At 59.3% G+C, this 18946-nt stretch carries 17 protein-coding genes; 5 read left to right on the top strand and 12 right to left on the bottom strand.

What is annotated here, in order from left to right; genetic code table 11:
- Positions 1-46 precede the first annotated feature (46 nt).
- Entirely contained in the window at positions 47-298 is a 252-nt protein-coding gene (locus BJ917_RS03410; RefSeq protein WP_121101878.1) for a DUF1652 domain-containing protein, read from the top strand.
- A gap of 459 nt (positions 299-757) precedes the next feature.
- Here the strand turns inward: BJ917_RS03410 and BJ917_RS03405 are convergent, their stop codons facing one another.
- The 5 genes from BJ917_RS03405 to BJ917_RS03385 all read right to left on the bottom strand — a co-directional run bounded on the left by BJ917_RS03405 (position 758) and on the right by BJ917_RS03385 (position 5026).
- Positions 758-1525 carry an SDR family oxidoreductase gene (locus BJ917_RS03405; RefSeq protein ID WP_096510949.1) on the bottom strand — a complete coding sequence of 256 codons (768 nt, stop codon included), beginning with the start codon at positions 1523-1525 and terminating at the stop codon, positions 758-760.
- Between the two features lie 154 nt (positions 1526-1679).
- Complete coding sequence (locus tag BJ917_RS03400) at positions 1680-2747, bottom strand: phosphotransferase family protein (RefSeq protein ID WP_096510951.1); 1068 nt, start codon at positions 2745-2747, stop codon at positions 1680-1682.
- A 143-nt stretch (positions 2748-2890) separates the two neighbouring features.
- Entirely contained in the window at positions 2891-3856 is a 966-nt protein-coding gene (locus BJ917_RS03395) for a 2-hydroxyacid dehydrogenase (RefSeq protein ID WP_096510953.1), read from the bottom strand.
- A 136-nt stretch (positions 3857-3992) separates the two neighbouring features.
- Positions 3993-4613 carry a TetR/AcrR family transcriptional regulator gene (locus BJ917_RS03390; RefSeq protein ID WP_121101875.1) on the bottom strand — a complete coding sequence of 207 codons (621 nt, stop codon included), beginning with the start codon at positions 4611-4613 and terminating at the stop codon, positions 3993-3995.
- A 29-nt stretch (positions 4614-4642) separates the two neighbouring features.
- Positions 4643-5026, bottom strand: a complete 384-nt coding sequence (locus BJ917_RS03385; RefSeq protein ID WP_096510957.1) for a tautomerase family protein — start codon at positions 5024-5026, stop codon at positions 4643-4645.
- Between the two features lie 378 nt (positions 5027-5404).
- Here BJ917_RS03385 and BJ917_RS03380 point away from each other — a divergent pair, with 378 nt between their 5' ends.
- Together BJ917_RS03380 and BJ917_RS03375 are read left to right on the top strand one after the other, a co-directional pair.
- A complete protein-coding gene (locus BJ917_RS03380) occupies positions 5405-6685 on the top strand; it encodes a serine/threonine transporter (RefSeq protein ID WP_096510959.1) in 1281 nt (426 codons plus the stop codon).
- A gap of 94 nt (positions 6686-6779) precedes the next feature.
- A complete protein-coding gene (locus BJ917_RS03375) occupies positions 6780-8432 on the top strand; it encodes a SulP family inorganic anion transporter (RefSeq protein WP_121101872.1) in 1653 nt (550 codons plus the stop codon).
- A gap of 182 nt (positions 8433-8614) precedes the next feature.
- Here the strand turns inward: BJ917_RS03375 and acnB are convergent, their stop codons facing one another.
- On the bottom strand, positions 8615-11215 hold the full coding sequence (gene acnB / locus BJ917_RS03370) for a bifunctional aconitate hydratase 2/2-methylisocitrate dehydratase (RefSeq protein ID WP_096510963.1): 2601 nt from the start codon (positions 11213-11215) through the stop codon (positions 8615-8617).
- A gap of 458 nt (positions 11216-11673) precedes the next feature.
- Here acnB and BJ917_RS03365 point away from each other — a divergent pair, with 458 nt between their 5' ends.
- Positions 11674-12144, top strand: a complete 471-nt coding sequence (locus BJ917_RS03365) for a DUF1289 domain-containing protein (protein WP_096510965.1) — start codon at positions 11674-11676, stop codon at positions 12142-12144.
- A gap of 100 nt (positions 12145-12244) precedes the next feature.
- Here the strand turns inward: BJ917_RS03365 and BJ917_RS03360 are convergent, their stop codons facing one another.
- Positions 12245-13108: a universal stress protein gene (locus BJ917_RS03360; RefSeq protein ID WP_096510967.1), complete on the bottom strand. Its 864-nt coding sequence runs from the start codon at positions 13106-13108 to the stop codon at positions 12245-12247.
- 162 nt (positions 13109-13270) lie between these two features.
- On the opposite strand from BJ917_RS03360, the gene BJ917_RS03355 reads away from it, so the two are divergent.
- A complete protein-coding gene (locus BJ917_RS03355; protein ID WP_121101869.1) occupies positions 13271-13888 on the top strand; it encodes a tRNA-(ms[2]io[6]A)-hydroxylase in 618 nt (205 codons plus the stop codon).
- A gap of 166 nt (positions 13889-14054) precedes the next feature.
- Here the strand turns inward: BJ917_RS03355 and BJ917_RS03350 are convergent, their stop codons facing one another.
- The 5 genes from BJ917_RS03350 to BJ917_RS03330 all read right to left on the bottom strand — a co-directional run bounded on the left by BJ917_RS03350 (position 14055) and on the right by BJ917_RS03330 (position 18881).
- On the bottom strand, positions 14055-15455 hold the full coding sequence (locus BJ917_RS03350) for a serine protease (protein WP_158602464.1): 1401 nt from the start codon (positions 15453-15455) through the stop codon (positions 14055-14057).
- 215 nt (positions 15456-15670) lie between these two features.
- Positions 15671-16159 carry a GFA family protein gene (locus tag BJ917_RS03345; protein WP_096510973.1) on the bottom strand — a complete coding sequence of 163 codons (489 nt, stop codon included), beginning with the start codon at positions 16157-16159 and terminating at the stop codon, positions 15671-15673.
- A gap of 170 nt (positions 16160-16329) precedes the next feature.
- A complete protein-coding gene (locus BJ917_RS03340) occupies positions 16330-16947 on the bottom strand; it encodes a DNA-3-methyladenine glycosylase (protein ID WP_121101863.1) in 618 nt (205 codons plus the stop codon).
- 4 nt (positions 16948-16951) lie between these two features.
- Entirely contained in the window at positions 16952-17764 is an 813-nt protein-coding gene (locus tag BJ917_RS03335) for an isocitrate lyase/phosphoenolpyruvate mutase family protein (RefSeq protein ID WP_121101860.1), read from the bottom strand.
- Between the two features lie 34 nt (positions 17765-17798).
- Positions 17799-18881 (bottom strand): bifunctional transcriptional activator/DNA repair enzyme AdaA, encoded by a 1083-nt coding sequence (locus BJ917_RS03330; RefSeq protein WP_096510979.1) that lies wholly within the window; start codon positions 18879-18881, stop codon positions 17799-17801.
- Between the last annotated feature and the right edge of the window lie 65 nt (positions 18882-18946).

Here is an 18946-nt window from a genome sequence, read left to right as displayed (position 1 = left end):
CAAAATCCATTCCATTCGCAGCCCCTTGCCACGAGGGTCAATTGTAATGATTCACGTGGCGCAACTGCGGCTGCTACTGGAGCGCAGCTTTTCTCCCCTGGCCTGCGATTGCACGGTCAGCGGCGATCATTCGTTGACAGTGAAGCTCTACCATCCGGTATCGGGGGAGGTGGACCTGGTGGTCAGCGGGTTGAACGTGACAACACTCAACACCAGCGAAGCGGTCGTGTCGCTGATCGAGGAACTGCGTTACGAACTGGAAAGCAACACCCTGCATCGCCCCGATCCTGTTCGCTGATTTTTGTCGGTTTTGACTCCCGGTCGGACTTCTAGACCCACAAAAGCAGCTTTTCTGTGACCCATTCGTGAACTTTTTGGCAGCGTTTCGTTGTCACAAACTTATCGATCACTTATCGCGGGTCATCTTATGAACAGTTTCGGGAAATGCATTTTCGCTCCGATTGCACTCAGTGCCGTGATTCTCGGTGGTTGTGCCAGCCCGCCACCCCCTCCACCGGCTGCACCGCCGCCACCGCCTGAGCGTACCTGTCAGACCATGGATAAAACCGATGTCATGGGCGATGTGAGGGCTGAAGAGGGAGAAGTGACCCGGCTCACTACCACGACGCGCTGTGTCACCCAGTAAAAGCTGATATTGCCGTGTTTTTGTAGGAGCGAGGCTTGCCCGCGAAGGCGTCTGTGAGATCGCCTTCGCGGGCAAGCCTCGCTCCTACAAAAAATCAACATCAAAAGTGGATCAGGACAGGAAACCACCGTCCACGTTCAGCGAAACGCCCGTGGTGTAGCTCGATGCATCGCTGGCGAGGTAGAGCACCGCGCCGGCCATTTCGCTCGGATCCGCGACGCGCTTGAGTGGAATCTGCTGCAGCGCGGTGTTCAGGATGGCCTCGTTCTTCACCAGTGCCGAAGCGAACTTGGTGTCGGTCAGGCCTGGCAACAGGGCGTTGCAACGGATACCGAATTGCGCGCATTCCTTGGCGAATACTTTGGTCATGTTGATCACGGCCGCCTTGGTCACCGAGTAGATGCCCTGGAACACGCCCGGCGAAACACCGTTGATCGACGCCACGTTGATGATGCTGCCGCCACCGTTCTCGCGCATCAGCTTGCCGGCTTCCACCGACATGAAGAAGTAGCCGCGGATGTTGACGTCGACGGTCTTCTGGAACGCACTGAGGTCGGTATCCAGCACGTTGCAGAACTGTGGGTTGGTCGCCGCGTTGTTGACCAGGATGTCCAGGCGCCCGAACTGTTCCTTGATGCCGGCGAAGACCTGGCTGATCTGTTCCATTTCACCGATATGGCAGGCGATGGCCGTCGCCTTGCCACCGGCGGCGATGATCGCGTCGGCCACGTGCTGGCAGCCTTCGAGTTTGCGGCTCGAAACGATGACATGGGCACCTTGCTGCGCCAGCAGTTTGGCGATGGCTTCACCGATGCCACGGCTGGCGCCGGAGACGAAAGCGATCTTGCCGTCGAGGTCGAACAACTGAGTCTTGGACATGGGATTTTCCTTATTGGAGATCTGGATCAAAGGCTAATTCTGTCCACTGTAGGAGCGAGCCTGCTCGCGAAAAACGTCCGGACAACGCGTTCATCCAGCTGGCACGCGTTATCGTTGACGAGCATCGCGAGCAGGCTCGCTCCTGCAGGGGGGGTCAGAGGCTGGATTTCTGGATCACTTGCAGGCTCATCTGCTCCAGCAGTTTGTTCATGTGAATGAACTGCGCGAAGCGTTTGTCCTGGGTCTGGCCATGGTAGAAGCGGTAGTAGATCTGCTGCACGATACCGGCCAGGCGGAACAGGCCGTAGGTGTAGTAGAAGTCAAAGTTGTCGATCTGGATGCCCGAGCGTTCGGCGTAGTAATCGACGAACTCGCGGCGGGTCAGCATGCCCGGTGCGTGGCTCGGCTGGCGGCGCATCAGTTGCACCGGCGGCGGGTCCCCGGCTTCGATCCAGTAGGCGAGGGTGTTGCCCAGGTCCATCAGCGGGTCGCCGAGGGTGGTCAGTTCCCAGTCGAGCACGCCGATGATCTGCATCGGGTTGTTCGGGTCGAGGATCACGTTGTCGAAGCGGTAGTCGTTGTGCACGATGCTGGAGGTCGGGTGATCGGCCGGCATCTTGTCGTTGAGCCAGGCTTTCACCGCTTCCCACTGCGGCGCGTCCGGGGTCAGGGCTTTCTCGTAGCGGTCACTCCAGCCTTTGATCTGTCGCGCCACGTAACCTTCGGGTTTGCCGAGGTCACCCAGGCCATAGGCGTTGTAGTCGACCCGGTGCAGTTCGACGAACTTGTCGATGAAACTCTTGCACAGGGCTTCGGTTTTCGCCGGATCGAACCCCAGTTCCGGTGGCAGTTCGGAGCGCAGGATGATGCCCTTGACCCGTTCCATCACGTAGAACTCGGCGCCGATCACCGATTCGTCGGTGCAATGCACATAGGCTTTCGGGCAATACGGAAAGCCGTCGCGCAGTTGATTGAGGATGCGGAATTCGCGCCCCATGTCATGGGCGGACTTGGCCTTGTGGCCGAAGGGCGGCCGACGCAGGACGAACTCCTGTTCAGGGTATTCGAGCAAATAGGTGAGGTTCGATGCGCCGCCCGGAAACTGGCTGATCTGCGGCAACCCGCCAAGGCCTGGAATGTGCGCCTTGAGGTAGGGGTCGATCAGGCTGGCATCGAGTTCTTCGCCGGAGCGGATGCGGGTGGACTGGTCAGTAAGCGCCATGCTTATCCCTTCTGCTTATTCTGGAGGCCTGCAACTATTGGCTAATCTAATGCGCGCACCCGGTACCCACAACCACGAACGGCCCTTATAGGTGAGCGTGTTGCCGGGCAATCATTGTTTTTGATACACCTGTTTGAATAGTCCTACACAACAGCGTTGCTGCTGATGGCTGGCAGCTCTATCGGGGTCAATACGGGTTGGCCGGAAAAAAACGCCACGAGGTTGCGGCCCACCAGTTCGACGGTGCCTTGGGTGGCCTCCGGCGATAACCCGGCGACATGCGGGGTCAGGATGACGTTGGACAGGGATTTGAACGCGTCCGGGACCTGCGGCTCGGCATCGAACACATCCAGCGCGGCACCGGCGATGCGCCGTTGCTCAAGCGCGGAAATCAGGTCGGCGGTGACCACCACGCTGGCCCGGGCGATGTTGACGAGGAAACCCTTGGGGCCGAGGGCGTCGAGTACCTGGCGGTTGATCAGGTGTTGGGTGCCGAGGCCGCCAGGGGCGGCGACGATCAGAAAGTCCGAGGCGCGTGCCAGCTCGGTAGGGGTCGAGCAGAAGTCATAGGGCACGTCGCTGCGATGTTGGCGGTTGTGGTAACTCACACTCATGTCGAAGCCCGCGGCAGCGCGTTTGGCGATGGCCATCCCGACGGCGCCGAGGCCGAGAATACCCAGGCGTTTGCCGGCGAGGGAGGGGCGCATGACTTTCGGCCACTCACCCCGGCGCACGGCGGCATCGCAACGCGGCACATCACGTACCAGCGACAGCAACAGGGCCATGGCGTGGTCGGCAACGGACGAGGCGTTGACCCCGGCACCGTTGGTGACGGTGATGCCCCGGTTCGCGGCGGCTTGCAGGTCGACCATTTCATAACCGGCGCCGATCACGCAGATGATCTTCAGGTTAGGCAGGGCGGCTATTTCATCGGTATACAGGCCCAGTGGACCGCGGGTGAGGACAGCGTCGATCTGCCCGCCGTGACGGCTGATGGCTTCGGCGCGCTCGGCGGGGGTCGGGGCCAGAATCAGGTGGAAACCCTGATGTTCGAGAATGGGCAGGTAATCATTGATGGTTTCAACCAGTACCAGAACGGTTGCGGGCATGCTTGGCTCCTGTGGGCATCGGATATCGGACTCGAACGTCGCTTGAGATTGCTGGCCCCGGAACGTTTTGGCAATGTTGTCTTCGAAGCCACGCTTCTCAGTGTAGGAGCTGGCGTCGCCTGCGATACATTTACTGTTACGCCGAATCTTCAGGTTGGGGAGGGGAGCCTGGCTTTTCTGTTGTCAGAAAACTGCGCGCGGCCTCGAGGATTTCATCCGACAGGGCTTCACCCCGGGTAGCCCGGGCCAGCGTCAGGGCGCCGACCATCAGCGAGTACTGCACCAGCGCCTGTTGCCGGTTTTCGGCGCTATCCTGTGAGTCCATCAACTTGGCGAACGAGTCGAGCAGGCGGTTCAGGCCCGCCATGAACGGTTCGCGCAAACCACTCCCGGCGCTTTCATGGCACATGTCGCCGGCGAAGGCCACCACCGGGCAGCTCTCGCCGGGATTGTCGCGACTATTGACCGACAGGTACGGCTCGATCAGGGCGCGGCGCGCGGCGGCCTTGTCGTCAGCCGTGGCGACCCGCTCGCGCCAACGCGTGCCCACCTCTTTGAATGCCCGCTCGCTGGCCTCCCTGGCCAGCGCTTCCTTGGACTCGAAGTGACCATAGAAGCCGCCGTGGGTCAGGCCGGCAGCGGCCATCACATCGACGACACTGATCCCATGCAGGCCTCGCTCGCGGAATAGTCGTGTAGCAGCGTCGACGATGATTTCGCGGTTGAGGTCGGCTTGCTTGCGGGAAACTCGGGGCATTGGCGGCTCACAGGTAGCTGGATGGAAAGTCAGAGAGCGTATTGGGCAATACCATTGCCGAACGACCAGTTCTCCTTCTTCACTTCCACCAGATTAATGAAAACATCTTCCAGACGCACGGCCAGTTCTGTGTTGAGACTCTCGGCGATGGTTTTGTAGAGCAGTTTTTTCTGCTCGACGGTACGGCCTTCGCTCAGGGTGATCTGAATGATGACCAGGCCGTCGCTGCGCGGGATGCCCAGATACTGGGGATCGAAGATGAAATGATGCTCATCGTGTTCGGCGAGGATCTGGAAGTTATCGTTTTCCGGCACGCCAATGGTGGTGCGCATGGCGGCATAGATCAGTTGGCCGATGCGTTTGGCGTAGGTGGGGTCCTGTTGCTTTTTGATTTCGACGCGAACCAGTGGCATGGGATGACTCCAGATCGAGGGCAGGTGTGTTTAAAAATACATGATGAACAACCTTTATCAAGTGCCCATTGTCGTTTGGCGATGAAACGCAAAGCCCGAAAATAGCGAAATCCCTGTGGGCGCTAGCCTGCTCGCGAAAGCGGTGTGTCAGTCACCTCAATGGTGGATGTGCCACCGTATTCGCGAGCAGGCTCGCTCCCACAGGGTTTTCTGCTGCTCACATTTATTAAATTGGCACCACCGTCCCTCACCTAAGTCTTTGCTTCTGTTCACTAATCCTCCAGAATCGCGCCCCTGTTTCGGCCGGGCGCTGCCTGTCGGGTATTCCGACGCGTTCTGGCCGGGTGGCAAGTGACCGGAATGTGGAGATCCCACTGGATGAATGATCAGGCCAATAGCGTTAACGAACGCTATGTAGCAGCGACACCAGCGACCCTTTCGAGCTGGAATCGTCAAGACACCACCTGGATGCTGGGCCTGTTTGGCACGGCGATTGGTGCGGGAACCCTGTTTTTGCCGATCAACGCAGGCCTGGGTGGCTTCTGGCCGCTGTTGGTCCTGGCGCTGCTGGCGTTCCCGATGACCTTCTACGCACACCGCGGCCTGACCCGCTTCGTGCTGTCGGGCCGTGAAGGTGCCGACATCACCGAAGTGGTGGAAGAGCATTTCGGCCTCAAGGCCGGCGCATTGATCACGTTGCTGTATTTCTTCGCGATCTTCCCGATCCTGTTGATCTACAGCGTGGCCCTGACCAACACCGTGGGCAGCTTCCTCGAACATCAACTGCACATCATGCCGCCACCGCGCGCGGTGCTGTCGCTGGTGCTGATTCTCGGCCTGTTGGCCGTGGTGCGCTGCGGTGAGCAAATGATCGTCAAGGCCATGAGCCTGATGGTGTACCCATTCATCGTCGCACTGCTGTTCCTGGCGGTGTTCCTGATTCCGCACTGGAACGGCGGCATCCTGACCACGGCCAGCACGTTGCCTGAGCCGTCGGCGCTGTTGCACACCCTCTGGCTGGCAATCCCGGTGATGGTGTTCTCGTTCAACCATTCGCCGATCATCTCGGCGTTCGCGGTGGACCAGAAGCGTCGTTACGGTGACCACGCCGAGCAGCGCAGTTCGCAAATCCTGTCCCGCGCCCACGCCTTGATGGTGGTGATGGTACTGTTCTTCGTCTTCAGCTGCGTGCTGACCCTGTCGCCGGCGCAACTGGCGGAAGCGAAAGCGCAGAACCTGTCGATCCTGTCGTACCTGGCCAACCACTTCAGCAACCCGACGATCGCCTTCGCGGCGCCGTTGATTGCGTTCGTGGCCATTTCCAAGTCGTTCCTGGGGCACTACATCGGCGCCAGCGAAGGCCTCAAGGGCCTGATCGTCAAAAGCGGCAAGCGTCCGTCCGCCAAGACCCTGGACCGCATGACCGCCGCTTTCATGCTGGTGGTGTGCTGGATCGTCGCCACATTGAACCCGAGCATTCTCGGCATGATCGAAACCCTCGGTGGCCCGGTGATCGCGGCGATCCTGTTCCTGATGCCGATGTATGCCATCCGCAAGGTACCCGCCATGGCGCGTTATCGCGGTCAGGCGTCGAACGTGTTTGTGGTGGCGGTAGGTCTGGTGGCGATCAGCGCGTTGATCTACTCCTTGACCGCGTGATCGACCGGCCTGCTCGCGCAGTGCCTGATTGACAGCTACAGTGGCCGCTGCACGTGATACGTGCAGCGGTTTTTTTTCGCCTGGAGACTCCGGATTGCCGAGTGCCTTACCGCCCAACCCCGTTGAACCACCCAATCGCTGGCAGGACCTGCTGGCAGGTGTGTCGATTGCCGGCCTGCTGCTGCCCGAGGCAGTCGCTTATTCAGGCATCGCCGCACTGGCACCCCAGGCCGGGGTGATCGCCCTGTTCGCCGGATTGCTGTGTTATGGCCTGTTCGGCACCAGCCGCTTCGCCATTGTCTCGGCCACCTCATCCTCCGCCGCCGTGCTGGCCGCCGCGACCGCCACCCTGGCCAATGGCGACGAGCAATTGCGCTCGACCCTGGCCTTCAGTCTGGTGCTGGTGACCGGGGCGTTTTTCTTGCTGGCCGGGTTGTTCAAGCTCGGCAGCGTGACGTCGTTCATCGCCAAACCGGTGCTGCGCGGTTTTGCCTTTGGCCTGGCACTGACCATCATTCTCAAGCAGGTCGCCAGCGTGGTCGGTGTGCATTTGACCGATGCCAACCTGGTGCGCTTTTTGCCGCAACTGCTGGAACAATTGCCGCAATGGAACTGGGCGGCGGCTGGCGTCGGTGCCGTGGCATTGGTTTTGTTATGGTTGTTCGCACGGTTTCGACGTCTGCCAGGTGGTTTGTTGGTGGTGGTCATTGGCATCGCGGCGGGGCATTGGCTGGACTTGCCGGCTTATGGGGTGAAGCTGATCGGTGTGATCGACCTGAGCCTGGAGGTGCCGGCGCTGCCGGTACTGCCGTTTGCCGACTGGTTGCGTCTGGGTGAATTGGCGTTCGCCATGGTGATGATCCTGTATGCGGAGTCTTATGGCTCGATCAGTGCCTATGCGCTCAAGCACGGGGATCGCGTCACCTCGAACCGCGACCTGCTGGCGTTGGGGGCCAGCAACCTGTTGTCCGGACTGTTCCACGGCATGCCGGCCGGCGCAGGGTATTCGGCCACGTCGGCCAATGAGGCGGCGGGAGCCACTTCGCGTCTGGCGGGTATCGTGGCAGCGCTGGTGGTGCTGGTCATTGTCCTGACAGTACTGCCGTACATCGCCCTGACCCCGGAGCCGATCCTTGCCGCCATCGTCGTCCATGCCCTGGGACGCGGCTTGAGTCTGCAGCCGCTGGGGCGGTATTTCATCTGGCGCCGTGACCGTCTGCTGGTGATCTGCGCCGTGGGTGCGGTGTTGGTGCTGGGGGTGCTGGACGGCTTGCTGGTGGCCGTGGCGATCAGTGTGCTGCTGATGCTCAAGCAGATGTCGGCGGCGGATATTCAGATTCTGGGGCGCATCGATGGCGGTCACGACTTTGTCGACCTGCAACGCCATCCAGCGGCGCAAACCGTGCCAGGGGTGTTGATTGTCCGGCCGGGTGAGGCGTTGTTCTTTGCCAATGTCGAGCGGATTCTTGGCGGCGCCTTGCGTCTGATCCGGCACTCGCAGGAGCCTGTTCATTCAGTGATTCTCAGTCTTGAGGAATCCCCTGACCTGGATGGCACCAGCATCGAGGCGCTGCAGGCGTTTTTCGTGCAGGTGCATCAGGAAGGCAAGCGCCTGACGCTGGCTCGTCTCAAGGACAGTGCGCAAGCGGCGCTGGCGGCATTGCCGGAGGTGGAGGCCAACGGGGTGGTGCTGAGTGGGTTGAGCGTGGATGGGGCGGTGCAGCAGGTCCGCGAGCTGAACAAATGATTGTGCTGAATGTGCTGGCCTCATCGCGGGCAAGCCCGCTCCCACAGGTTTTGTGAACGACATCAATTACTGTGGGAGCGGGCTTGCCCGCGATGAGGCCGGAACAGGCAGCAACAGTTTTACAGGCATAAAAAAACGCCGCCCATCTCACGATGGGCGGCGTTTTTCATTGCGTTGCAACGTTAGGCTTGAACGACCGGGATGTTGGCGTTCGCAGCAGCTTCACGGAACTCGGCGATCTGGTCGAAGGACAGGTAGCGGTAGACATCGGCCGCCATGCTGTCGATCTTGCCAGCGTATTCCATGTACTCCTCGACGGTCGGCAGGCGACCCAGGATGGACGCCACGGACGCCAGCTCGGCCGAAGCCAGGTAGACGTTCGCGCCGTCACCCAGACGGTTCGGGAAGTTACGGGTCGAAGTCGACACAACGGTCGAGTTCGGCTCTACGCGTGCCTGGTTACCCATGCACAGCGAGCAGCCCGGCATTTCCATGCGCGCGCCAGCTTTACCGTAGATGCCGTAGTAGCCTTCTTCGGTCAACTGGTGAGCGTCCATCTTGGTCGGTGGCGACAGCCACAGACGGGTTGGCAGCTGACCCTTGACCTGATCCAGCAACTTGCCGGCAGCGCGGAAGTGACCGATGTTGGTCATGCAGGAACCGATGAACACTTCGTCGATCTTCTCGCCAGCAACGCTGGAGAGCAGGCGAGCGTCGTCCGGGTCGTTTGGCGCGCAGAGCACAGGCTCCTTGACGTCGGCCAGGTCGATCTCGATGACTTCGGCGTATTCCGCGTCGGCATCGGCTTCCATCAGCTCAGGGTTGGCGATCCAGGCTTCCATCGCTTGGGCGCGACGTTCCAGGGTACGTACATCGCCGTAGCCTTCGCCGATCATCCAGCGCAGCAGGGTGATGTTGGACTGCAGGTACTCGGTGATCGAGTCTTTCGACAGCTTGATGGTGCAACCGGCAGCCGAACGTTCGGCCGAGGCGTCGGACAGTTCGAAAGCCTGTTCGATGCTCAGGTTGTCCAGGCCTTCGATTTCCAGGATGCGGCCGGAGAAGGCGTTTTTCTTGCCTTTCTTCTCGACGGTCAACAGACCTTTCTGGATTGCGAAGTAAGGAATGGCATGAACCAGGTCACGCAGGGTGACGCCAGGTTGCATTTTGCCTTTGAAGCGCACCAGGATCGATTCCGGCATGTCCAGCGGCATGACGCCGGTGGCAGCGGCGAACGCAACCAGGCCGGAACCGGCCGGGAACGAAATGCCCATCGGGAAACGGGTGTGGGAGTCACCACCGGTACCGACGGTGTCTGGCAGCAGCATGCGGTTCAGCCACGAGTGGATGATGCCGTCGCCCGGACGCAGGGAAACGCCGCCACGGGTCATGATGAAGTCAGGCAGGGTGTGGTGGGTGGTCACGTCGATCGGCTTTGGATAAGCCGCGGTGTGGCAGAACGACTGCATCACCAGATCAGCGGAGAAGCCCAGGCAGGCCAGGTCTTTCAGTTCGTCACGGGTCATTGGACCGGTGGTGTCCTGAGAACCCACGGTGGTCATCTTCGGTTCGCAGTAGGTGCCAGGACGCACACCGGCTACGCCGCAAGCTTTACCAACCATTTTCTGCGCCAGGGTGAAACCCTTGGTGCTTTCAGCAGGAGCTTCAGGCTTCTTGAACAGGTCGAACGGAGGCAGACCCAGCTCGGCGCGGGCCTTCTCGGTCAGGCCACGGCCAATGATCAGCGGGATACGGCCGCCAGCACGTACTTCGTCCAACAGGACCGGGGTCTTCATTTCGAAGGTGGTCAGGACTTCGTCGGTGCCGTGCTTGCAGACTTTGCCAGCATGCGGGTACAGGTCGATCACGTCGCCCATGTGCATGTTGGACACGTCGAATTCGATTGGCAGTGCGCCGGCATCTTCCATGGTGTTGTAGAAGATCGGAGCGATCTTGCTGCCGAAGCAGAAGCCGCCTGCACGCTTGTTCGGCACGTAAGGAACGTCGTCGCCGAAGAACCACAGTACCGAGTTGGTTGCCGATTTACGCGAAGAACCGGTACCGACCACATCGCCGACGTAGGCGATCGGGAAGCCGGCGTTGCGCATTTCTTCGATCTGCTTCATCGGACCGGTGACGCCTTGTGCGTCAGGCACGATGCCGTCGCGAGCCATTTTCAGCATGGCCAGGGCGTGCAGCGGGATGTCCGGGCGGGACCAGGCATCGGGAGCAGGGGACAGGTCGTCGGTGTTGGTCTCGCCAGTCACCTTGAATACGCGCAGGCTGATCTTGTCGGCCAGGGTCGGGCGGTTCTTGAACCACTCGCCATCAGCCCAGGATTGCAGCACGCCTTGGGCGTGAGCGTTGCCTTTCTTGGCGCGTTCAGCAACGTCGTGGAAGGCATCGAACATCAGCAGGGTGTGCTTGAGTTCTTTGGCAGCTACTGGTGCCAGTTCGGCGTCGTCCAGCAGGTTTACCAGAGTCACGATGTTGTAGCCGCCCTGCATGGTGCCGAGCAGTTCAACAGCGCGCTTCTTGTCGATCAGGGGGGATTGGGCTTCGCCTTTGGCGATGGCGGACAGGAAACCGGCCTTGACATAGGCCGCTTCGTCCACTCCAGGCGGAACGCGATTGGTGATCAGGTCAACGAGGAATGCTTCTTCGCCAGCCGGGGGATTTTTCAGCAGCTCGACCAGGCCTGCAGTTTGTTCGGCGTTTAGCGGCTGGGGAACGATACCCAGTGCTGCGCGCTCTTCGATATGTTTGCGGTAGGCTTCAAGCACAGTTATTACCCTCATCAGTGGTCCCAAATGGGTGTCCGGGACGCTCATCCCGAAATTGCCGTACTCATGCGCTGCATGGCGTTGTGAGCCACTTAGCCAGAATTACCGGCAATTCCTTACAGAAGCTGCTTTCAAAGTTTTACGCCTGCAGAACGGGAGCTGATGAGGGTTGGCGTTGGGCTTTTCCCCGCTGGAAAAACCTTTCGCCAACACCGCTCTGAAGGAACGACTGTGCTCGTGACGCTTTGAAAACAGCTTCTAACGGACATTGGCGCCTAAAAAGGCAGGCTGATTCTACGGCAAAAAAAAATTAAAGGTAAGTCAGGGTTTATTGGACTTTGGTGGTGACGGTCGCCAAAGGCCGCCAGCCCCTTTGGCCCTGAACTTTGAGGGGTGATCAATGGCGGACAAAGGGCTAACATGCCGGCCTGTTTTGCTTTTTCGTGTTCTGCCTGCCTATGCCCAATCAAACCATCAAGACCCCCTGTGTCGGCCTTTGCTCCACTGTTTACGGTGACCTGGTGTGCCGTGGCTGCAAGCGTTTCCACCATGAAGTGATTCACTGGAACGGTTACAACGAGGAAGAAAAGCGCGCGGTGTGGCTGCGTCTGGAGCAGCTGTTGTCCCAGGTAATGGCGGCCAAGGTGGAAATTTTCGATGCGTCGCTGCTCAGAACCCAGCTGGAGCAGCGCAAGATTCGTTTCGTGCCGCACCAGTCGGCTTATTGCTGGGCGTACCAGTTGATCGCTCGTGGGGCGCGGGTCATCAATAATCTGGAGGCCTACGGGATGGTGCTGCTGCCGGAGTTCCGCGACTGGAACCTGCCGGAACTGCGCGATGCCATCGATCGGGAGTTTTTCCTGCTCTCCGAGGCGCATTACCAGCGCTACATTGCGCCGGGTTTCCTCAAGGATGCGTTTGGCGGTTGACCGTTAAAAGCATCGCGGGCAAGCCTTGCTCCTACAGACGGTGGAGATCCTGTAGGAGCAAGGCTTGCCCGCGATGACAATCTTCCAGGCACGGCAACTCTCAATGCTTGTTCGCAATCTCCTCCAGATGATCCTCAACCTCCTGCGGCTTGAGCACCAGCACATCGCTCTCCACCGCATCGAGCACCACTTCCGCCGTATTGCCGATCAACGTTCCCGAGAGACCGCTGCGCGCTACGGTGCCGATCACCGTCACTGCCGCCTGCAGCTTGTGCACCATGAAGGGAATCAACACATCCGCCGGGCCTTCCGCGATGTGCAGGTGTTCGTCATCGATGTCGAACTCGGCCTGGAACGCCTTGCACTGTTCGCGATAACGCGCCTCGATGGTTTCGCTGAGCTGGTAGGTCGGGTCGGGCGATGACAACATTGGCGACGGATGGGCGCTGATCACGTGCAACTGGGCCTTGGCCAGGCTGGCGATGTCATAGCCGTGATCGATGATGGTGTTATGCAAGTGACGGTGTTCAAGGTCCTGGTTGCCCACATCAATGGCCGCCAGAATCACCTTGTCCTTCCACGAACCCGCGGTTTTCACCAGCAGCACCGGCGTCGGGCAATGACGCAGCAATTTCCAGTCTGCCGGGGTCAACAGGGCTTTTTTCAGCGCACTGTCGGGGAAATGCTGCTTGATCACCAGGCCACAGCCCTCGGCCTGCTGCACATCGACGATGGTTTCCTGCAGGCTCTGGTTCCACGCCTGTTCGGTGGTGACGCTGTAACCGTCTTCCAGCAAAGCGGCCTTGAGCACGCTCAGCATGGCGCTGTGATCATGTTTGGGGTCGCACACCAGCAGGTGCAGATGCGCCTGGGTGACGCCGGCAATCAATTTGGCCCGTTTGAGCGCCAGGCTTTCCGAGTGTTCGGGTTCGATGACCACCAGAATGCTGCGTATGGCTTGCATGAGCGGGATCTCCTGAAAATGAAAAAGCGTGGCGTTGCACAACTATAGTTGCTGCTTGTGGCAAGGGGGGTTGATGCATATCAACGGTCGTCGACTGGTGGTCTGCCGACAGGCCGGTATAATCGGCGCCCTTCGTTTAGAACCTTTAATCCCGTGGGCCCCATGATCCTTCCCGAAATTCACGAGTTCCTCGGCTGTCGCACCCCCGACGGCTGGGTCCAGGCCGCGCTGGCCGACCAGGAAACCCTGCTGATCGACCACAAGAATTGCGAATTCAAGGCCGCCAGCACGGCGTTGAGCCTGATTGCTAAATATCACTCCCACGTCGACCTGATCAACATGATGTCGCGGCTGGCCCGGGAGGAACTGGTGCACCACGAACAAGTCATGCGCCTGATGAAAAAGCGCAAGATCGCGCTGCGCCAGCTGTCTGCCGGGCGCTATGCCTCGGGGCTGCGCAAGGTGGTACGCAGTCACGAACCGGTAAAACTGGTGGATACCCTGGTGGTCGGCGCGTTCATCGAAGCCCGCAGTTGCGAGCGATTCGAGGCGCTGGTGCCGCATCTGGACGAAGAGTTGGGCAAGTTCTACTTCGGCTTGCTCAAAAGCGAGGCCCGGCATTTCCAGGGGTACCTGAAACTGGCTTATCAGTACGGGGAGGCCAAGGACATCGCCCAGGTGATTGACAAGGTACGTGCTGCCGAGCAGGAATTGATTGAGTCGCCTGATGTGGAGTTCCGGTTCCACAGTGGCGTGCCGATGCAGGCGTCCGTTAACTGAGTCCACGAATGAAATCCCCATCAGCCATTTATCAGGCTGATGGGGTCAACAGCCTCACCCTGCCTTCAAGGCAGTGCGAGCAAGTCTGTTCGAACTTTCGAGTAGCGATTGCTCAAATCCGTGTTCCTGCTGCACAGCGTCAACGGAAGTTGTTCGGCCTTGAATTCTACGGCTTCGAAAGTATTGATGTAGTCAGCAATGTTGACTTTGCTGCAATCGGTGTCATTGGCGGGGCCTGCGTAATAGAGGGTTCCGAAATACACGGGAATCTGATAGCGCCATTTAACGTTGTAATTCCAGTCCGCACCCAAAATGATAGTTGGCTCCGGGATTTAACCGGTGTTCTATCTATCAATTGAACGGGTGTGATCCATGCGTTCTTCATCATCGCGACATCGGGTCGTTGATCGGAAGACTCCACGCCTACGACACAAAGATAATGCATGCCGGGATCTCTACTGAGAGGCGTGTCAACAACTGCATCTTTTGCAACGATAGTGCCGCTGTAGTTGCGGGGAGATCGGCATTCGAGGGCATTGCGTACCGTCTTGAACCGGTAGAAGGGGGTGCTTATCGAGAACTGTGCATTGATGACGGCATCGGGGCTGCCAGGATCTTTGGGCATGGCCACGTACTGGGTAGGCCAGTATTTCCGATCGGTTATCTTGAAGGTGCTTTCGGCGGTACAGGTATTTGAAACAGTGGTGAAGAAGCCCTCGCTGAAGCAATCTGAGAGCTTATCGATGGAGTGAGAATAGTGAGTGTCGATAGACCATGCAATTTGTCCGTTCATCACTTCACATGGTGCGTTGGAGAAGCATTTTTCCTCGGTTGTCGCGCCGTAGGTACTTGTCGCTAAAACACTGAGTATATGTCCGCTTTTTCGGTCGATGACGGGACTGCCGGAGGAGCCGGGCCGGATTTCCTTGCAGCGGTTTTTCAGTGTTCCGTCAAAGGCCTCGAAGCCTTCGACCAAGGTGGCCGCTGTTGGCTCCTGAGTGCACGCCGCCATGCGCAGGCCTGATTCCGGCAAGTTTTCCGGAGCACCGACGACCAGGACATCGGTCGCATTGCCTGCCCACTCGGATGCCAGTCGGAGCGGAGTAATGCCATCTTCGAGCAGCGTGGAAAGTGCAGCATCCAGTTCCATGATCGCCAGGTCCGTATGCTTGAAATCTTTCCAGAGAGTTTGTTTGATGGAGTAGCTTTTATAGGCGTCCGTCGTATCATTGAAGTAGTTGAATTTCACACTTTCTTTAATCGCTGTATCAGGACGTGGCCCAGCTACGCCAAGCACGCAATGTGCGGCAGTCAATAAGTAAGCGGGACCTGCGGCCTTATCGTTTTTGTCGCGTGTATCCAGCAGGCTTGCGGTGCACGAGGGTTCGTCATCCCGGAATATTTTCCCGACGCCATTCCAGCGTGTGTAATTGTTGTTGCGGTTCTTTAATAGTACCGAGTCTGTTTCATTGATTAATCCCTCTCCGAGATCCGCCGCAAGAGTGTTTGCCGATAAAAATAATGCGCCTGCCAGTGAGCAGGATATTGCCATGTATTTTTTGCGCATAACCATTCCTTGGTTTTGGTTGGGTGATGTCGAGCGTTAGTGGGCTTGTACTTTGAAATAAGACGGTAAAAGCTTTGGTTGGAATGGGCAAGTTGTCAGCGGCTTGTCGGTAATTTGAAAAGTGTCAAAGTATCTCGAGTAATTTTCTCGCCGGGCCAAATACAATGTGAATTTTAAATCACTCTTGATGGCATGAATAAACGCAACCCTGGAGGTTAGCGAATCAACCCCAGCCGCTCATGCCACTGGGCGATGGATTCTTCTGGATAGTCGTCGAACTGCTTATCATCGGTTTTTACTTCGACTTCGACCCAAGACGCTTTTGATCCGAGCAGCAAATGCGTGTGTTCCGGCGGCACCGGCAGCGGTGTGTCGATGGCCGAGGCAAACGGGTGAATCAGCTCCGGCCATTCTGGGCTGAACAGCCACAAACCCGAACCGCACACCGAGCAGAAATGCCGTTCGGCGCTGCTGCGGTGGGCACGTGCCTCGCCTTCGCCCTTGAGCAGCGCATGGTAAATCGCGATGTTCTTGCGCCCGCGTACTTTCAGGCTGTTGGCGTCACCGGCAATGTTGATCGCATAACCGCCACCGCCCTGGGTCTTGCGGCAGATCGAGCAATAGCAGCGTTGATAGGGGTAGGGGTGGGCGCTGTTCAGGCTGAACGACACCGCGCCGCAATGGCAGGAGCCTTCGAGATGCATGGGGACCTCCAGTGGCTGAAGTTATTTGGTTTAGCCTAGAAGATCTGGGGTGATAGTGCCGACGCCATCGCTGGCAAGCCAGCTCCCACAGGTCTTGCGTCGAACACAAATGTTGCCGACACAAAGTGCCTTGTGGGAGCTGGCTTGACGGCGATGAACGATAACGCGGTCTAACGGCCGGGCACCCGCCACAGATACCACGAAGCCACCGTCCGGTAAGGACTCCACGCCAACCCGATCTCGATCATCTGCTTGCGCGTCGGCTGTACCTCCAACCCCTTGAGCCGCCGATACCCTTCACGCACCCCAAAGTCATCGGCGGGCAGAATGTCCGGTCGCTCCAGGCTGTAGATCAACAGCATCTCCACGGTCCAGCGCCCCACACCGCGCAGGGTGACCAGGCGTTCGATCAGCGCTTCATCATCCATCGCCAGCGCGGTGGTGTAATCCGGCACCACGCCGTCCAGGGTCGCCTGGGCGATGCCTTGGATGGTCGCGATCTTGCTGGCGGAAAACCCGCAAGCGCGCAATTGATCGAAGTCGGTGGCAACAATCTGTTCAGGTCGCGGAAACGAGACCGACGGGAACAACGCCAACAGGCGCCCGACGATTGCATCGCCCGCCTTGGCGTGCAGTTGCTGGTAGGCAATCGCCCGCACCAGCGATTCATAGGGATCACGAGCGGCATGGGGCTCATGCAGGCACGGGCCGACGGCGGCGATATGCCGACGCCAGTCATCGTCTTGCGAGGACAAGAACTCGGTGGCTGCCTGGTAATGGTCGTGCATGGGATCAAGCTTTTCCGGACGGTTTCAACAGCGCGTTGATTTCGCCATAGGTCAGCGCCTTGATGTCGTGGTCATCGAGTTTGCCGGTGCGCAGAAAACTTTGGGCCAGTGAGGCCATGGCACCGTATAGAAACTCGGCGATGCCCGAGCCGGCGCTCAGGCGACGCACGCCAAGCCCTTGCAGCGCTTCTGGCGACGGCAGGCCGGGTAACCCAAGTACATTCAACGGCAGTGTCGTGCCTTGGCTCAGCGCCTTGATCTCATACTCCGACGTGACGCCCGCCGCGAACAACCCGTTGGCACCGGCCGCTTGATACAGCACGGCGCGCCGGACGGTTTCGGCCACCCGGTCTTCGGCAGGCACCAGGCTCTTGAGGTACACATCGGTGCGTGCGTTGATAAACAGATTCACGTTGCGACGCTCGGCAATCTCCCGCACGGTTTCGATCTTGCGGGCGAGCAGTTCGGGCGGGGAGGCGCCGTCCTCGATATTGATCCCCACCGCGCCGGCGGCGATCACAGCGTCCACCACCTGTGCAACCCGAGCCAGGTCATCGGAGTAACCGGCCTCGATGTCCACGGTCAACGGCACCGAGATCAGCCGGGCGATGGATTCGACCGTCGATACCAGGCGTTCAAGGGGCAGGGTGTTGCCATCCGGATAACCATGAACCCAGGCCACCGCCGCGCTGCTGGTGGCCACCGCTTTGTTGCCAAGCTGCTCCACCAGCCGCGCCCCGGCGGCGTCGGCGACGTTGGTAAGGATCAGCAGGCCGTCCTGATGCAGTTGGTGAAATTGAGTGTCGAGCCTGTCCATCGAATTTCCTTCCTTATGAAAAACCTGGGTGGAATCAGAATGCGAGTTGTTCGGTGAGTTGCACCGCAGCGTTTTCCAGCCTGAGCAGAAACGCCTTGCGCGGTTGGCCTCCAGCGTAGCCGGTCAGCGAGCCGTCGGCACCGATCACGCGGTGGCAGGGCACCACGATCGATAGGCGGTTATGACCGTTGGCCAGGCCCACTGCGCGGCTGGCGCCGGGCTTGCCCAGAAGGGTGGCGATGGCGCCGTAGGTGGTGGTCTGACCGTAGGGGATTTTTGCCAGCTCGGCCCACACCTGGCGGGAGAACTCGCTGCCGGGCATGTGCAGGGCAATGCTGAATTCAGTGCGAAGGCCTGCAAAATACTCGCTCAGTTGTTCTTCGATCTGTTGCAGATGCGCGTTATGCCCCGGCGCCACGGCATAACCAAAGCGGTTTTGCAGTGCTTCGACTTCCCGGTTCAACGAAGACTGATCGAGAAACTCCAGCAACACCAGACCACGCCTTTCGGCCATGGCGATCATTGGCCCCAGCGGCGTGGTCAGTCGGGTGAACAGCAGGGGCTCGCTGTTGGCGGCGCGGCCCGGCGTGATGTGGAAGGACTTTTGAAACGCATCGCGAAAACCGCTCAGGGATTCGTAACCCGAATCGAACGCGGCGCTGTCAATGGAGTCGCCTTGTTTGATGCCGCGCAGCGCCATGCCCAGGCGCCGGGTGCGCAACCACGCGTGGAATGTCATGCCGAAATGTTGTTTGAACCAGCGCCGCAATTTCAGCGGCTCGATGCCTTCGGCCAGCAGTTGAGCGTCGGTCCAGCGTTGTTCGGGATCGGTGTCCACCGCCTTGAGCAATCGCTGCACCCAGTCCGGGGCACTGTCCGCGGCATCCAGCGGCTTGCAGCGCAGACAGGCACGGTAGCCGGCGGACAGGCATTGATCGGCATGGGCGAAAAACTCGACGTTCTCCGGCTTCGGCTTGCGCGCCGTGCAGCTGGGGCGACAGAAGATTCCAGTGGTTTTCACCGCCGTAAAAAACACCCCTTCGTAGGCGGTGTCGCGTTCGAGCATGGCGCGAACCATCTCGGCGTGGGGCGGAAGCAGCGTGTGTTGTAGGTTCATGGACGCAGCATAGAACGGGGCAGTGACGGCCTCCACCGGAAAATCGACAGGGAATTTCTGTCATC

This window comes from Pseudomonas sp. WPR_5_2 (assembly GCF_003634475.1).
Lineage (GTDB): Bacteria > Pseudomonadota > Gammaproteobacteria > Pseudomonadales > Pseudomonadaceae > Aquipseudomonas > Aquipseudomonas izuensis.
Note: the sequence above shows the minus strand (reverse complement) of the source record. Positions and strands in the feature narration are given on the sequence as shown.

What these genes read in the sequence shown, in the direction of transcription:
- BJ917_RS03390 (WP_121101875.1), bottom strand. Translation starts at nt 4,613, where the DNA reads ATGCCCCGAGTTTCCCGCAAGCAAGCCGACCTCAACCGCGAAATCATC.
- BJ917_RS03330 (WP_096510979.1), bottom strand. Translation starts at nt 18,881, where the DNA reads ATGAACCTACAACACACGCTGCTTCCGCCCCACGCCGAGATGGTTCGC.
- BJ917_RS03335 (WP_121101860.1), bottom strand. Translation starts at nt 17,764, where the DNA reads ATGGACAGGCTCGACACTCAATTTCACCAACTGCATCAGGACGGCCTG.
- BJ917_RS03380 (WP_096510959.1), top strand. Translation starts at nt 5,405, where the DNA reads ATGAATGATCAGGCCAATAGCGTTAACGAACGCTATGTAGCAGCGACA.
- BJ917_RS03345 (WP_096510973.1), bottom strand. Translation starts at nt 16,159, where the DNA reads ATGCATCTCGAAGGCTCCTGCCATTGCGGCGCGGTGTCGTTCAGCCTG.
- BJ917_RS03395 (WP_096510953.1), bottom strand. Translation starts at nt 3,856, where the DNA reads ATGCCCGCAACCGTTCTGGTACTGGTTGAAACCATCAATGATTACCTG.
- BJ917_RS03360 (WP_096510967.1), bottom strand. Translation starts at nt 13,108, where the DNA reads ATGCAAGCCATACGCAGCATTCTGGTGGTCATCGAACCCGAACACTCG.
- BJ917_RS03410 (WP_121101878.1), top strand. Translation starts at nt 47, where the DNA reads ATGATTCACGTGGCGCAACTGCGGCTGCTACTGGAGCGCAGCTTTTCT.
- BJ917_RS03340 (WP_121101863.1), bottom strand. Translation starts at nt 16,947, where the DNA reads ATGCACGACCATTACCAGGCAGCCACCGAGTTCTTGTCCTCGCAAGAC.
- BJ917_RS03350 (WP_158602464.1), bottom strand. Translation starts at nt 15,455, where the DNA reads ATGCGCAAAAAATACATGGCAATATCCTGCTCACTGGCAGGCGCATTA.
- BJ917_RS03385 (WP_096510957.1), bottom strand. Translation starts at nt 5,026, where the DNA reads ATGCCACTGGTTCGCGTCGAAATCAAAAAGCAACAGGACCCCACCTAC.
- BJ917_RS03405 (WP_096510949.1), bottom strand. Translation starts at nt 1,525, where the DNA reads ATGTCCAAGACTCAGTTGTTCGACCTCGACGGCAAGATCGCTTTCGTC.
- BJ917_RS03355 (WP_121101869.1), top strand. Translation starts at nt 13,271, where the DNA reads ATGATCCTTCCCGAAATTCACGAGTTCCTCGGCTGTCGCACCCCCGAC.
- BJ917_RS03400 (WP_096510951.1), bottom strand. Translation starts at nt 2,747, where the DNA reads ATGGCGCTTACTGACCAGTCCACCCGCATCCGCTCCGGCGAAGAACTC.
- BJ917_RS03365 (WP_096510965.1), top strand. Translation starts at nt 11,674, where the DNA reads ATGCCCAATCAAACCATCAAGACCCCCTGTGTCGGCCTTTGCTCCACT.